Origin of the sequence: Lysinibacillus sp. NPDC094177, from assembly GCF_050279145.1 — a bacterium.
GTDB lineage: Bacteria > Bacillota > Bacilli > Bacillales_A > Planococcaceae > Lysinibacillus.
This window is the reverse complement of record NZ_JBNNTW010000014.1, coordinates 24549-40282: the sequence shown is the minus strand read 5'-3', so window position 1 is coordinate 40282 and position 15734 is coordinate 24549. Positions and strand designations below refer to the sequence as shown.

Here is a 15734-nt window from a genome sequence, read left to right as displayed (position 1 = left end):
TTATCACGACAGCAACAACAATTACGCTAAGGCGAAATTGATAGTGTGCAAGGGGGGAAACGTATGTATGGGCAATTTTTAGCAAAACAAAATAAAGAGCGAATTAGATCCTTACAAAAGCTCACGCAAACACAAGATACATGGTTTGCGCAAAACATTAATTTGATAACAGTCGAAGAAGTACAATTAGCAGCTTTGCACAAAATATTATATCAAGTTGTGCGAGGACTTTTGAAAAAAAATCAACAACGACATTTACAAATTATACATCCAGAACAGACACAGTCGGTACAGGAGAATGTGCTAACGCTTTTAGCTGAATATGATGATTTACTGCGTGAAGCAATTCCACTCCCTATCTATATTTTCATTTGGCAAATTTCTTCTCTTGAGAAGATTGCCAATTGTGTTGAAGTTGTTGATGATTTACTTGATATATTGGAATGGTTTTTTATTCACCAAAATGAGCAGGTTGAGGCGTTTGATGAAGAGGATCTAGATCATGAGGTCATCATTGACCTATACAAAGATGCCATCGAGGAACAGGATGTAGAGGCACAATTACAGCTTGGGGAATATTATAATGCAATTGATGGTGAATATTTCCAATCCGGAAAATCAATAAAGTGGTTTGAGTTAGCTGCATCACAAGGTAATGCTGATGCACAATATGCACTTGGTAATTTTTATTTTGAAGGTATAGGTGTTCAAGAAAACTATAATACGGCTTTTTCATTGTATGAGGCTGCAGCAAAGCAAGGGCATCCAGATGCTGCTAATAATTTAGCGGATATGTACTTTAATGGTGAGGGAGTATCAGAAAATTTGGTCCTTGCGAAGAAGTGGTTTGATTTCGCTGCACAACAAGGTGTGGCAGAGGCTATGTTTACACTCGGAATTATTTACGAGCAAGGATTAGGAATCGATGTAGACGAGGAGCAAGCATGTAGCTGCTATAAAAAATCTGCTGAAGCAGGCTATGTTGAGGCACAATATAGGCTTGGAGGAATCTACTTGGAGGGACGTCTAGGGCAACCTAAAGATGCGAACCGTGGATTATATTGGTATGAAAGAGCTGCAGAGCAATATCATGTCGATGCCTTTTATGATTTGGGCTTTATTTGGAGCCAAGGGTTAACAGGTATACGAAATATTGAAAAAGGTATTCATTGGTTTAAACAGGCTGCTCTTCAAGGTGATTCGGAAGCTAAATTACAACTAGGGCATATATACAATAAAGGCGAAGGAATAGCTAGAAATATTAAAGAGGCTATAAAGTGGTATGGACTTGCAGCAGATGCAGGAAATGAGGAGGCAGCTGGTTTACTGCAAGAATTAAAAGGAATGTAAATTTTTTATTAAAAAATAATGAGTATTTAGATTCGATTATCGGCTCTATTTATATAGGTCTTAAGTATTTGTTTCTAGGGTTTGTTTGGGTATATGTTATCAGGTTCAACTAATTGTAATAATATTAATATAATGAAGTAGTAATTACTACAAACTAAAACAAGGAAAATGTAAGCATAAAAAAACAGAGACGATGTAAATTGGCTACCCAAAAGTATTGTGGTAGCTTTTTTACTGCTTAGTACAATAAGTTAAGTAACAGGGACTTTATATACAATTTGTGGGAAAAAATGTATATATGAAAATTGACAGCTATTTATAAAATGTATATTGTATATGAGTGATTTTGAAAAAGTAGATAGTAGCTATAGCTAATTTTAATGTGATTTTGTTAGACTTTTTTTTGCAATATTAATGGTACCTTTTCTTATTAGGCATGGACATGTTGAATAAGAAAATATAGGTTTACTATTGACCGATAAAAGGATTTATTGTTGATATTTTGCTTATGTATGCCCATTTTTTAGTTGATTGTAGCCCGTAGCAGAAATCAGCGTCTTCTAATGAAAGGGATAGAAATGGTTAACTAACATCCTGATGGCTTATCACTAAAAGTTGAGGACGACATTTATTAAAACATATGCCACATATGTATTAGTTGATTGGAGCGAAGGCTGGGCAACTCTTTACAACTCGTCGGACGTCTCAGGAAAGCACCCAGTCGGAATGAAACCGTCCTAATTTCTTATATTTCTGGTGAACGGAAATAGATTTTCTCAGCTTTTCAAAAGTACACGACATGAAAGAAGGTAAATGTGTGATTTTTCAAAAACAGAGAAAGACAATGGCATTAGATTTACAACAATACATTGTAAAAATGGATATAGCTAATAGCCATTCAATGAAACAGCAAATTGATTTGCTCAAATTGACAAATCGGGACTTACAATATTTAAAAGCATTTCAACCTTTTGTAGAAGACAATATTGATCACATTGTTAATCGATTTTATAAAAAAATTGGAACTGAACGTAATTTAGTAGATATTATTAATAGACATAGTTCTGTGGAAAAGCTGAAAATTACATTGCGACGTCATATAATTGAAATGTTTAATGGTATGATTGATGATGATTTTTATCAAAGACGAGTTAAAATTGCTAAGGTTCATGTCCACATCGGGCTAAAAACGCAATGGTATATTTGTGCTTTCCAGGAGTTAACGGCATCATTTATTGACTTGGTTGAAGAACATATTAATCATCCTATGGATCAGCTCAATACAATTCGAGCTATCTCTAAAATTTCTAATTTTGAGCAACAATTGGTTTTAGAAGCGTTTGAGCACACAATTGAGCAACTTCATGAAAATATAGAACGTGAAAAAGAAGTGGTGGAGAAAAAGATTGTTGAGTCTTCGGAAGCCCTTGCCACAATATCTCAGGAAACGAATAACTCATTTTGTCGCTTAAGTAAACAATCAGATGAAATTAAACAACTAGCAAAAAAATCACTTCAAGTGTCGACTATGGCTGAGAGTCAGGCATTAGAAGGTCGTGAACGATTACAGAATCAATCACAAAATATGAGTAATATTATTTTCTCGCTTAATGATATAACGGAGAATATTGCACAGTTGTCAGATATGTCGAAGGAAATGGAATCAATTATGAACGTCGTTACAAATATCGCTAATCAAACAAACTTGTTGGCTTTAAATGCGGCAATAGAAGCTGCTCGTGCTGGAGAAGCGGGTAAAGGCTTTAGTGTTGTTGCAGATGAAGTGAGAAAACTATCGATTCAAACAAAGGAATCTGTCACATCGGTAGCGACGTTACTACACATAACGAATGAGCGAACAGATAAACTTGTTCATTCGCTTAGTAATATTCAAGAAGAGGTAGCATCTGGCGAAGAAAATATGGTTCGAACGGAAGGACAATTTATTAACATATTGGAAGCTATGACCGAAGCCAAAGAACAAAATGGTCGGATGGAAAAAGAAGTACAAGCAATAGTAGAAATTCTAGGCGATTTAGGTATTGCTTTTAATGAAGTAAAAAATTCTGCTAAAACGTTAGCTAGCTTTGCACAAAATTTAAATTAATTAAGAGAAAAGTAAAAGGCGAAGAAATAGTGTTTTAATTTTTTTAGGTGCTACAAACTTCAGGGTATAAATAACACTATATCAACTGTTAATATATAATATCTATTAGGCAGATAAAAGCCTCTAGTGGACATGTACTGTTTAATTCAATATATGCTGTGAAACAAAAGGAGCTATCCAATACGCTGGATAGCTCCTTTCATGTTGTTGAAAACTATTATGTAAATGAAATTAGGGTGTCATATTAAATAAAGTATGACTCTTAGGCAAAACGAGAGGTTGATCTCCGTTCCGACTGTTCGATGAGCCGCTTTGGGCAACGAATGTTTTCTGTGCGAAAGCGAATGGACAGCACCAAATGTTTTTTGCGCGAAAGCTAGTAGCCTGGTACGGAAATCACATCTAAAGCGCCACAACATTCCCGCTGGTTAGCTCCATTTTTGCTAAATTTGTAAAGGGTTTAACGTAATTTTTCGATAAAAAAGTTTATACTGAATAAAGAACTAAAAATAGGGGCGGTTAATATGAAAACAGTTGTTGTATTAGGTGGCGGAATTACGGGATTGTGTACGATGCATTATTTACAACGCCAAGTTCAGGAGAAAAATTTAGATGTAAAACTTGTGCTTGTTGAAAAAAATACATACCTTGGTGGCAAGATTCACTCTGCATACGAACAAGGTTTCATCATGGAAACAGGTGCAGATTCTATTGTAGCGCGTCATAAAGGTGTCATGGAGTTAGTAGAGGAACTTAATTTTGAGCAAAATCTTGTGTACAATGAAACGGGTGTTTCATATATTTACACAAATAATGAGCTACATGCCATCCCAGCAGACTCAACGTTCGGTATTCCTATGAGCTTACAATCTCTTGAGGAAAGTACGCTTGTATCAGAGGAAGGTAAAAAAGAAGCATTAAAGGATTTAACAATGCCAAATGAAGGGTTTACAAAGGAAAGCTCTATTGGGGAATTTCTAACGTATTATTTAGGTGAGGAGCTTGTTCAAAACCAAATAGCGCCCGTACTTGCAGGTGTATATTCGGGAGATTTAAATCAACTTTCAATTGCTTCCACTTTACCGTATTTAATCGATTACAAAAATGATTACGGTAGTATTATTAAAGGTTTCGATGCAAATAGGGAACAATTTGTGAAAGCATCCAATAAAAAATTTATTTCATTTAAAAATGGTTTATCATCACTAATTGATAGGCTTGAAGAAACATTAACGGATGTAGAAGTTATAAAAGGAATTGCCACTACTAGTGTTAAAAAGCAGGAAAATCAATACCTTGTTACATTAGCAAACGGTAAAATGATAGAAGCAAATCATGTTGTAATGGCACTGCCAAATGAATCGGTACAAAGCTTATTGCAGGATAAATCTTTGAACTGCTATTTTGAACAATTCAATACTGCATCCGCAATTACGATTTATTTAGGGTTTGATGTACCTGATAATAGATTACCAGCAGATGGAACAGGCTATATAGTATCCCATAATTCAGATGTTATTTGTAATGCAGCAACGTGGACAAGTCGCAAGTGGAAACATACCTCATCCGAAGGAAAATTACTTGTACGACTTTTTTATAAGAGCATTAACCCTGCGTATGAAGGATTGCGTATGATGACAAATGAAGAGTTAGCAGCTGTTGCCCTAGAGGATGTAAGAAAAAGCTTGGGGATTGAGGAAAAACCAACTGTTGTCGATGTGACAAAATGGATTGACCAGATGCCGAAGTATGATTTGGCACATCGTGAAGCGTTGCAAGGTTTAGTGCAAGAGCTTGAGAAAAACTATCCGAATTTATCCATAGCGGGATGCTCTTATTTTGGAGTAGGCATAGGTGCATGTATTCAAAATGGTAAAAAAATTGGTGAAGAACTTGCTGGAAAACTATCGTAATTGTCTGATATAAATCAAAATATTATATTTTTCGCAAAAATTATCCTGTGTTCAGTGAAATAGTCTTGACTCAATCGTTTGTAAACGTTATGATTCTTTTAATTATTTAAAAAATTCATACTAAATTCTTATCAAGAGAAGCTGAGGGACTGGCCCTATGAAGCTTCAGCAACCAACTTATTGTCAGGTGCTAAATCCAGAAGACCATTGTGTCGAAGATGAGAAGGAAAACAATTACGAAACGTTAAAGCCTTCTTTTTATGTAAAAGAAGGCTTTTTTATTTTAACTTCTTTCAGCTGAAGTCTCCCACCTCTATAGGTGGTGAGATGAATAAACGGATTTAAGTTGCTACGTCGTGTTTGGCCTAAAGCCTCCGGCGGATGTCACGGAATTATGCCGAGGCATAATTGATATAGATAAGGGAAGAGAGGCTAATTTTATGGGATTGCTTGAAAGGTTAAAAACAAATGTTCTTACAGCAGATGGTGCAATTGGTACAGTTTTATATGGTTATGGCTTGGAGTACTGCCATGAGGAAATGAATATACAAAAACCTGAATTAATTGAAAAGATTCATAGAGAATATATAGCAGCTGGTGCCGATATTATTCAAACGAACACTTACGGTGCTAATGCCATAAAATTAGCCCGCTATGGATTAGAATCTCGTGTGCAGCAGTTTAATGAAGCTGCTATAACGATTGCAAAACGAGCGGCGGCAGAGGGTGGACAATTTGTCTTAGGTACTATTGGGGGAATCCGCGGTATTCGAAAGAGTGACGCAACGTTAGAGGAAATTTTAGCAACGGTTGATGAGCAAGCCACTGTTTTACTTGCAGGAAATCCAGATGGCCTTTTACTTGAAACATATTATGATTTTGAAGAACTAACAGCAACTTTAACAATGCTACGAACTAAAACAATATTACCGATTATTGCTCAAGTTTCTATGCATGAACCAGGAGTTTTACAAAATGGAATGAGTTTAAATAATGCTTTACATGAACTTGAAGCGCTAGGTGCTGATATCGTTGGTGTTAACTGTCGCTTAGGTCCGCACCATACTATACAAGCATTTGAAGGTGTAGAGCTTCCAGAAAAGGCATTTATGTCGGCATATCCGAATGCCTCTCTTCTTGACTTGGAGGATGGCCGTGTCGTTTATGAATCAGAGGCAGATTACTTTGGGCGAGCAGCTGTAGCACTTCGCGATCAGGGGGTGCGTTTAATTGGTGGCTGTTGTGGTACGACACCAAAGCATATTGCTGCTGTGAAAAAGCACTTAGAGGAGCTATCTCCAGTAGAGGAAAAGTACGCGAAGCCAGAAAAAGTAGAGTTTTTACGTGAGGCAGAACCACCAAATTACGAGCCATTACATGTAAAAGTAAAACGTGAACGCTCAGTTATAGTGGAGTTAGATACACCAAGACATTTAGAGATTGAGGGCTTTATTAAAGGGGCAAAAAAATTATATGAGGCGGGCGCGGATGTCGTCATGATGGCTGATAATTCACTTGCTTCTCCAAGGATTAGCAATGTCGCAATGGGTGCCTTACTGAAAGAAACGCACGGGGTCCGCCCATTGACACATATAACATGCCGAGATCGTAATTTAATTGGTCTTCAATCACATTTAATGGGATTAAATGCACTAGGGATTCATGATATTTTAGCAGTTACTGGAGATCCGACAAAGGTAGGAGATTTCCCAGGGGCAACTAGCGTTTATGATGTATCATCAATGGAGCTAATCCAATTAATAAAACAGTTAAATAAAGGTGTATCGTTCTCAGGGAAACCACTTCGTAAAAAGGCAAATTTCTCTGTAGCGGCTGCGTTTAATCCTAATGTACGTGTGCTGGATCGCGCTGTCTCTCGATTAGAAAAGAAAATTGAACATGGGGCAGATTATTTTATTTCACAGCCTGTTTATACAAAGGAAAAAATCGTGGAAATTTACGAGGCAACAAAGCATTTAGAAACACCGATTTATATAGGTATTATGCCAGTAACGAGCTATAAAAGTGCGGAGTTCTTACATCATGAAGTACCGGGCATCAAGCTATCAGATGATGCGTTAACGCGTATGAAGGCTTGTGGGGATGATAAGGAACGCGCAACACTAGAAGGGATTGCAATTGCTAAAGAATTAGTAGAAGTAGCAGCGGAATATTTCAATGGTATTTACCTCATCACACCATTTTTACGCTACGATATGACACTAGAATTAATGAAATTTATTGAGCAATTGGATGAACAGAAAAAAGGGGTAAGTATAAATGGCTAAGCACTTGATTGAAGAGCAACTAGAGAAACGAATTTTAATTCTTGATGGCGCAATGGGTACAATGCTACAAAATGAAAATTTATCAGCAGAGGATTTTGGCGGCGAGGAATATGACGGCTGTAATGAAAATCTCGTGCTAACTAGACCAGATGTGCTTGAAAAAGTTCATAGAAAATACTTAGAGGCTGGAGCAGATATTATTTGTACAAATACATTTGGAGGTACACCACTTGTATTAAATGAATATGATCTTGGTGCGAAGGCAGAAGAAATCAATAAACGGGCTGTGGAAATTGCACGCAAAGCAGTGGATGAGTTTTCAACATCCGACTGGCCACGTTTTGTAGCAGGGGCAATGGGACCAACTACAAAAACCTTATCGGTTACAGGTGGAATTACATTTGATGAGTTAGAGGAAAACTTTTATGTTCAGGCAAAGGCATTAATTGAAGCCGGAGCGGACGTTCTGTTGCTAGAAACTAGTCAGGATATGCTGAATGTAAAAGCAGGGACATTGGGGGTATCTCGTGCCTTTAAGGCAACTGGAAAAGAGCTTCCTGTGATGATATCTGGAACAATTGAACCGATGGGAACGACGCTGGCCGGTCAAACAATTGATGCTTTTTATATTTCCATCGAGCATATAAAGCCATTGTCAGTTGGTTTAAACTGTGCGACTGGACCAGAATTTATGACTGATCATATTCGTTCTCTAGCAGAGCTTTCAACAGGCTATATTAGCTGTTACCCGAATGCAGGATTGCCGGACGAGGAAGGCTGCTATCATGAGTCACCTGAATCTTTGTCACAAAAGCTAAAAGGCTTTGCAGAAAAGGGCTGGCTTAATATTGTTGGGGGCTGCTGTGGTACAACGCCAGCACATATTGCTGCTATTCGAGAGGTGCTAAAGGACGAAAAGCCTCGACAATTACCAGATGCAACGCATGGTCATGTAGTCTCAGGTATCGAGCCATTGGTGTACGACGATTCTATGCGTCCGTTATTTATTGGAGAACGGACAAATGTCATCGGCTCTCGTAAGTTTAAAAATTTAATTATTGATGGGAAGTTTGAGGAAGCGGCTGAAATCGCGCGTGCTCAGGTGAAAAATGGAGCACATGTGATCGATATTTGTTTAGCGAATCCTGACCGCGATGAATTAGCGGATATGCGAGGCTTTATGCAGGAGGTTGTAAAAAAAGTAAAAGTACCTCTTGTAATTGATTCAACAGATGAAAAAGTAATTGAGGAAGCACTTAAGTTTTCTCAAGGAAAAGCCATCATTAATTCTATTAACTTAGAGGATGGTGAGGAGCGTTTTGACGCAGTTTTACCGCTAGTGAAAAAATATGGCGCCTCTTTAGTTGTCGGTACAATTGATGAACAGGGTATGGCGGTTGATCGACATCGCAAGCTAGAGATTGCTGAACGTTCATATAAATTGTTAACAGAAAAGTGGGGTATTGCTCCAGAAGATATTATCTTCGACCCATTAATGTTCCCTGTAGGTACGGGAGATGAGCAGTATATTGGCTCGGCACTTGAAACGGTAGAAGGAATTCGCCTGATTAAAGAAAAAATGCCTCGTACATTAACGGTGCTTGGTGTAAGTAATATTTCATTCGGATTACCACCAGTAGGTCGTGAAGTATTGAATGCCGTGTATTTATATCACTGTACTCTTGCTGGTTTAGATTATGCAATTGTTAATACGGAGAAGCTAGAACGTTATGCATCCATTCCTGAAGAGGAAATTAAGCTAGCTAATGATTTACTCTTTAATACAAATGATGAAACATTAGCTGTCTTCACAGATTTCTATCGTGATAAAAAGAAGGAAAAAACAGAGGCAGATATTCCGAAAACTGTAGAAGGTCGTTTGGCTTACTATATTTTAGAGGGTACAAAAGAAGGACTAATTGAAGATTTAGATGCTGCTCGTGAAATTTTTGAAACACCGCTTGATATTATAAATGGACCATTAATGGATGGAATGGCAGAGGTTGGGCGCTTATTTAACGATAACCAGCTGATTGTAGCGGAAGTATTGCAATCAGCGGGGGTTATGAAGGCAGCAGTGGCACATTTAGAGCAATTTATGGAGAAAGATGAAGAGAGTGCTGGCAAGGGGAAGATGGTACTTGCTACTGTAAAAGGCGATGTGCATGATATTGGGAAAAACCTTGTCGATATTATTTTAAGTAATAATGGCTATAAAGTGATTGATCTGGGCATTAAAGTAACACCTGCTCAATTAATAGAAGCGATTCGCAAGGAGAAGCCAGATTTCATCGGGCTTTCAGGCTTACTAGTAAAATCAGCGCAGCAAATGGTTATTACAGCTCAGGATTTCAAGGAAGCAGGTATTGACGTACCTATTTTAGTAGGAGGGGCGGCATTGTCTCGCCGCTTTACTGAAACAAAAATCGCCGGCGAATATAATGGACCTGTCATTTATTCAAAGGATGCGATGCAAGGATTAGAGCAGGTAAATCGATTAATGGGGACAGATACACGTGCTGATTTCTTAGTTGAAATTGAGGAATCTCGAAAAAAACGCTTAGAGGCAGACGAAAAAAGAGCTGCTCGTCCGGCAAAAGAAGTAATTGTAAAGCCTGTACGCACTGTAAAGGAAGCTTCTGTCTTTCTTCCAGCTGATATGCGACGCCATGTAAAGAGAAAATATGCTGTTTCGCATTTATATCCATATGTTAATATGCGGACATTACTTGGACATCATCTAGGTTTAAAGGGTCAAGTACAGCAATTACTTGATGTTGGCGATGCAAGAGCAACAGAGTTAAAAGATTTAGTCGATGATTATTTACAAAGTGATGTATTGAAGCCATCAGGTATGTATCAGTTTTTCCCTGCACAAGCAGATGGAGATGATGTAGTCGTTTATGATCCAGCAGATAGCAAAACAGAAATTGAACGATTTACCTTCCCACGTCAGCAAGTTGAACCGTTTTTATGTCTTGCAGATTTCCTGAAAACAGTCGAGAGCGGTGAAATGGACTATGTTGCCTTAATGGTGGTAACAGCAGGGCAAGGGGTTATGGCGAAGGCACGTCAACTAAAAGAGGAAGGGAGATTCCTTGAAAGTCATGCATTACAATCTACAGCTCTTGAGCTTGCAGAAGGCTTCGCGGAGCGTATGCACCAAGAAATTCGTGACCAGTGGGGCTTCCCGGATGCGACAGATTTTACAATGCGTGACCGTTTCGCGGCAAAATATCAAGGACAACGCTTTTCATTCGGCTATCCTGCATGTCCGAACTTAGAGGATCAGGAGAAACTGTTTGGCTTATTAAAACCAGAGGACATTGGCGTTCATTTAACGGAAGGCTTTATGATGGAGCCAGAAGCCTCTGTTTCAGCAATCGTTTTTGCACATCCAGATGCTCGATACTTTAATGTGTAATGCTAGAAAAAATAGTGTATCTTTACGTAAAGAGTAGAAATGGTTGGGACGTGAAAATGATGATTCGATTAATGGAAGAGAAAGATTTACCTGAGGTTTTAGAAATTTACAATGATATTATTTTAACGAGCAAAGCCGTTTATCGATATGAAACACAATCGTTAGAAGATAAAAGACAATGGTTCAAGGAGCAGCAAACAACGGGTAATCCACTGCTGGTCTTTGATGAAAATGGCACAGTAATCGGCTTTGCAACATATAGTCAGTTTCGTCCATATCCAGGTTATAAGCACACAATGGAGCACTCTGTGTATGTGCATAAGGAACACTATCAAAAGGGGATAGCTTCACAGTTAATGCATGAACTTATTCGAATTGCTAAAGAGCAAGATGTGAAGACACTCGTAGCAGGCATTGATGGTGAAAATATCGGAAGCATTAAAATACATGAAAAACTAGGCTTCGAATATGCGGGTACAATTAAAAATGCAGGCTATAAATTTGGACAGTGGCTAGATCTTGTATTTTATCAGCTACAGTTAACTGGACCAAAAGCATAAGGGTATGTCGTGTCATATTCTTTCTTTATAATATGTTAATCCTTGCTATACTCTTTTTGTTCAGCTTGCCTACTCATATCAATGCTACACTTAAAAGCCTATCGCCAAAATTTGGGGATGAAATATACATTGTATAATAGGTTGATTGGAGTGGAGGCTGGACGCCCCCAGGAAAGCGCCCAGCCGGAACGGAAATCTACTCTACTTTATAGTGAGTAGCCATAAAAATTTATATTTATTTTCTTTGCAGACAAGATAAAAGGATATGACAAATGTCATATCCTTTTTATGATGTTTGCTTCTGTTGCATGATTACACTCTTGTTTTATGATGAGGTCATAAGGAAAAGGAAACGAGGGAGTAAAAACAATGGCAACAGATAAAGAAAAAACAAAAAAACTGCGCCAGGACGTAGCACCATTTGCGAAATCTGACACAGGTAAAAGTATTTTTCAAATGGTAAATACGATTGTACCTTTAATTGCTCTATGGGTAGCAGGCTATATGTTAGTGGATATTTCACCATGGCTAACAGTTGGGTTAAGTGCAATTTCTGCTGGCTTTGTCGTAAGAACATTTATTATTTTCCATGATTGTACACACGGTTCATTTTTCAAAAGTAAAAAAGCAAACGACTGGGTTGGTTTTGTAACTGGAGTGTTAACATCATTCCCGTATGAAAAATGGAAGCGTGAACATACAATTCACCACGCAACTAGCTCGAACTTAGACAAGCGTGGTATCGGTGATATTGATATGATGACAGTAGAAGAATTTTTACAAGCATCTAAAGGACAACGTTTATGGTATCGTTTTTACCGTAATCCGTTCGTAATGTTCGGCTTAGGACCACTATTAATGGTGTTAGTATTAAATCGTTTTAATCGTAAAGACGCTAAACAGAAGGAACGCTTTAACACATATTTAACAAATGTTGTTATTTCTGGAATTTGTATAGCTTTAATTTACTTTATGGGTTGGCAAGCATTTTTATTAGTACAGGGTGTAACATTATTTATTGCTGGTTCTCTAGGTATTTGGTTATTCTATATCCAACATACGTACGAGGATTCATATTTTGAGCATGATAAAGAATGGGATTATGTAAAGGCTGCTGTTGAAGGTAGCTCGTATTATAAATTACCAAAGTTATTACAATGGGCTACAGGTAATATCGGCTTCCACCATGTACACCATTTAGCCCCTCGTGTACCAAACTATAACCTTGAAAAAGCGCATAATGACATACCACCATTACACACTGCAACGACTATTACGTTACGTACAAGCTTAGAATCATTACGCTACAAGTTATATGATGAAGAACAAGGTAAGTTTGTAAGCTTTAAAGATGTTAATGAAATAATCAAGCGAAAAGCAAGAGGCAGTTTTGCTGCTTAGTAAAATTTTTTCAGCCATCTCTTCTTAGGGATGGCTGTTTTACGTAATAAAATCATATATTGTGGATGAAGCAACTGTACAGCTGTCACGGTAAAAACCATGTGCAGGCATAAAATTAATTTTCTTGTTATAATAAGGGAAAAGTAGGAAAGAGCGTGAGATTATGTTGAGGAAATGGCAAAGTATTATTCCGAATAGTCCAATGCTCAGCGTATATTTATGGATTATTTTCTGTTTCCTACCGTTTTTCTTCATTTTTAGAAAATCATCCTATATAGAAATATCAATGGGTATTACATTTTTAATGCTATATTTTATTTTCTATCGGTTTTCCATGAATTCGAAAAACGGTCTTGTTTATATGTGGATTAGCTTTGAAATGGTCATTAATATCGTTATGACCATATTGTTTGGCTACGTGTATTTATCAATTTTCACAGCTTTCTTCATTGGAAATATTCGTAAACCTGTTGGCTTCTATATTATGTATGGTCTACATATTGGTTTTACGGTTATTTCTACAGGTGCTGGCTTCTTCGTTGAGCTACATTTATTTTTATCACAACTACCATTTGTTGTTTTGACGATTCTAGCGGTTGTGCTTCTCCCACTAACGATTTATTCGAAAAATAAACGCGAAAATTTAGAGGGGCAGCTTGAGACTGCTAATGAACGAATAGCTGAGTTAATTGTTTTTGAGGAACGCCAACGTATTGCTCGGGATTTACATGATACTCTCGGTCAAAAGTTATCGATGATAGGCTTAAAAAGTGACTTAGCTTCAAGATTAATTGAACGTGATCCACAGCAGGCTCTAACAGAGATTAAGGATATCCGCCAGACAGCAAGTATCGCATTAAAAGAGGTACGTGAATTAGTATCCGGTATGCGAACGGCTAGGTTTGAGGACGAGCTTATGCGTATTTCTCAAATATTAAAGGCCGCTGAAATGGAGTTTGTATTTGAGGGGGATAAAGATTCATTACAAGTTCCACCACTTGTAGAAAATGTTTTATCCATGTGCTTAAAAGAGGCAGTTAATAATGTCGTTAAGCATAGTGGCGCTACAAAATGCGAAATTGCCTTCCATCAAAACTTTAAGGAAGTATATTTAGTAGTTCGTGATAATGGGCAAGGTATCTCCAAAAAGCAAGCTTGGAAAACTGGTAACGGATTAAAGGGAATGCGAGAACGCTTAGAGTTTATAAACGGTTTCTTTAAAATCGAAAGTGAAGAGGGCACTACTTTAACAGTGTCGATTCCAGTGGCGATTACGCATCAGAAGGTCAAAGAAAATCTGAAGAACATATAGAAAAGAGGATTGTGACATGATACGAATTGTAATTGCTGAAGATCAGGGTATGCTATTAGGCGCACTTCGTTCATTACTTAGTATGGAGGATGATATGGAGGTCGTCGGCTTAGCAAAAAATGGTGAGGAAGCATTGGCGCTTGTAGAAGAGCATCAGCCTGATATTTGTATTATGGATATTGAAATGCCAGTGAAAACTGGATTGGATGCTGCTGAGGACCTGCATTGCTCAGGTTCTGATTGTAAAGTGATTATATTAACGACATTTGCAAGGCCAGGTTATTTTGAGCGTGCAAGAAAGGCCAGCGTTCGTGGTTATCTACTAAAGGATAGTCCGATAGAAGAATTGGCCAGTGCCATTCGCACAATAATGGATGGCAAAAGAATATATGCGCCTGAACTCGTTGATTTTGTCTATGAGGATGATAGTGAAAATCCTTTAACTGACCGTGAGAGCCAGGTACTGACACTTGTTGCAGAGGGGAAAACGACAAAAGAAATTGCTGCAGAATTATTTTTATCGGCAGGGACTGTTCGAAACTACATCTCCACTATTTTAGAAAAATTAAATGTTGGGAATCGTATTGAAGCCATTGCACGCTTTAAAGAAAAAGGCTGGAATAAATAAGTAGCTTAAGAACCTATCATGAATACCCTTATACCTAAGAAAGTGTATGGTTTAAAAATAGACAAAAGGCATTGAATCATTTAAATTCAGTGCCTTTTATTATTATAAAAGATATATTAGCATATTGAATATTTAGACTACTAATGATAATATTTAGAAAACTATAAATATTCTAATAGGAAGGATGAAAATGATTATGGGAAAAATTATGAAAGTTACTTCAACAGCATTATTAGCAACAACTTTTGCCATGACTAGCGCATATCCTTCAGCCGTTTTTGCTGCAAGCAACGATATGGTTGATCCAGTAGTTGAGACGGAGGCATCTATCCCACTACAAAGTAATATGGATCTAGCTGTTCAGGCGGCATTAGTCGGTCCTGAAATTAAAAAATTAAATGTACTAGGTCATGAATTTAATGTAAAACCAGCTTCTATTTCGAAAAAGAATGAACTAACAGTTGTAAATGGGCAAATATCCCATCACTTAAGCTGGCGTCCGGATGATCAGTTATACTACCGTATTGATATAGAAAATGGAGAAGTAAAGAAAGTAGAGATTAAAATTGACCGTGGAGGTTGGACAAGTTTATCTGCACCATTTCTTGCTACATTAGCACAAAAGAATGATATCCCGATTACGCTCGAAATGATACAAGAACTTGGGCAAAAATTAGGTAGTCTTATTGATGGTAAATGGGAGTATGCAGCAGAAACAATTGTTTCAACCATTGCGTTACACGTTGAATAA

At 37.5% G+C, this 15734-nt stretch carries 10 protein-coding genes and 1 riboswitch; all 10 genes read left to right on the top strand.

Translation table 11 applies throughout. The features are described from left to right. Positions 1-63 precede the first annotated feature (63 nt). The 10 genes from ACQKNC_RS18730 to ACQKNC_RS18685 all read left to right on the top strand — a co-directional run bounded on the left by ACQKNC_RS18730 (position 64) and on the right by ACQKNC_RS18685 (position 15734). The gene (locus ACQKNC_RS18730) at positions 64-1350 is read left to right on the top strand and encodes an SEL1-like repeat protein (protein ID WP_427426261.1); all 1287 of its coding nucleotides are present in this window, start codon (positions 64-66) and stop codon (positions 1348-1350) included. A gap of 817 nt (positions 1351-2167) precedes the next feature. Then, positions 2168-3457 (top strand): protoglobin domain-containing protein, encoded by a 1290-nt coding sequence (locus tag ACQKNC_RS18725; protein WP_427426260.1) that lies wholly within the window; start codon positions 2168-2170, stop codon positions 3455-3457. A 524-nt stretch (positions 3458-3981) separates the two neighbouring features. After that, entirely contained in the window at positions 3982-5370 is a 1389-nt protein-coding gene (locus ACQKNC_RS18720; RefSeq protein WP_427426259.1) for a protoporphyrinogen oxidase, read from the top strand. A gap of 125 nt (positions 5371-5495) precedes the next feature. Then, positions 5496-5595, top strand: a riboswitch (SAM riboswitch). Positions 5596-5810: 215 nt separating this feature from the next. Then, positions 5811-7658 (top strand): bifunctional homocysteine S-methyltransferase/methylenetetrahydrofolate reductase, encoded by a 1848-nt coding sequence (locus tag ACQKNC_RS18715; RefSeq protein ID WP_427426258.1) that lies wholly within the window; start codon positions 5811-5813, stop codon positions 7656-7658. Next, on the top strand, positions 7651-11082 hold the full coding sequence (metH, locus tag ACQKNC_RS18710; RefSeq protein WP_427426257.1) for a methionine synthase: 3432 nt from the start codon (positions 7651-7653) through the stop codon (positions 11080-11082). The genes ACQKNC_RS18715 and metH overlap by 8 nt, the downstream gene beginning before the upstream one ends. A 59-nt stretch (positions 11083-11141) precedes the next feature. Continuing rightward, complete coding sequence (locus ACQKNC_RS18705) at positions 11142-11642, top strand: N-acetyltransferase family protein (RefSeq protein WP_427426256.1); 501 nt, start codon at positions 11142-11144, stop codon at positions 11640-11642. A 369-nt stretch (positions 11643-12011) separates the two neighbouring features. Continuing rightward, positions 12012-13043 carry a fatty acid desaturase gene (locus ACQKNC_RS18700; RefSeq protein ID WP_427426255.1) on the top strand — a complete coding sequence of 344 codons (1032 nt, stop codon included), beginning with the start codon at positions 12012-12014 and terminating at the stop codon, positions 13041-13043. A gap of 163 nt (positions 13044-13206) precedes the next feature. Further along, positions 13207-14355: a sensor histidine kinase gene (locus ACQKNC_RS18695; RefSeq protein WP_427426254.1), complete on the top strand. Its 1149-nt coding sequence runs from the start codon at positions 13207-13209 to the stop codon at positions 14353-14355. Between the two features lie 16 nt (positions 14356-14371). Continuing rightward, the gene (locus ACQKNC_RS18690; RefSeq protein ID WP_427426253.1) at positions 14372-14983 is read left to right on the top strand and encodes a response regulator; all 612 of its coding nucleotides are present in this window, start codon (positions 14372-14374) and stop codon (positions 14981-14983) included. A gap of 190 nt (positions 14984-15173) precedes the next feature. Further along, positions 15174-15734 (top strand): methyltransferase, encoded by a 561-nt coding sequence (locus ACQKNC_RS18685; protein ID WP_427426252.1) that lies wholly within the window; start codon positions 15174-15176, stop codon positions 15732-15734.

Excerpts from the sequence above, each read along its gene's own strand:
- ACQKNC_RS18730 (WP_427426261.1), top strand. The coding sequence starts at position 64 with ATGTATGGGCAATTTTTAGCAAAACAAAATAAAGAGCGAATTAGATCC.
- ACQKNC_RS18720 (WP_427426259.1), top strand. The coding sequence starts at position 3,982 with ATGAAAACAGTTGTTGTATTAGGTGGCGGAATTACGGGATTGTGTACG.
- ACQKNC_RS18715 (WP_427426258.1), top strand. The coding sequence starts at position 5,811 with ATGGGATTGCTTGAAAGGTTAAAAACAAATGTTCTTACAGCAGATGGT.
- metH (WP_427426257.1), top strand. The coding sequence starts at position 7,651 with ATGGCTAAGCACTTGATTGAAGAGCAACTAGAGAAACGAATTTTAATT.
- ACQKNC_RS18705 (WP_427426256.1), top strand. The coding sequence starts at position 11,142 with ATGATTCGATTAATGGAAGAGAAAGATTTACCTGAGGTTTTAGAAATT.
- ACQKNC_RS18700 (WP_427426255.1), top strand. The coding sequence starts at position 12,012 with ATGGCAACAGATAAAGAAAAAACAAAAAAACTGCGCCAGGACGTAGCA.
- ACQKNC_RS18695 (WP_427426254.1), top strand. The coding sequence starts at position 13,207 with ATGTTGAGGAAATGGCAAAGTATTATTCCGAATAGTCCAATGCTCAGC.
- ACQKNC_RS18690 (WP_427426253.1), top strand. The coding sequence starts at position 14,372 with ATGATACGAATTGTAATTGCTGAAGATCAGGGTATGCTATTAGGCGCA.
- ACQKNC_RS18685 (WP_427426252.1), top strand. The coding sequence starts at position 15,174 with ATGATTATGGGAAAAATTATGAAAGTTACTTCAACAGCATTATTAGCA.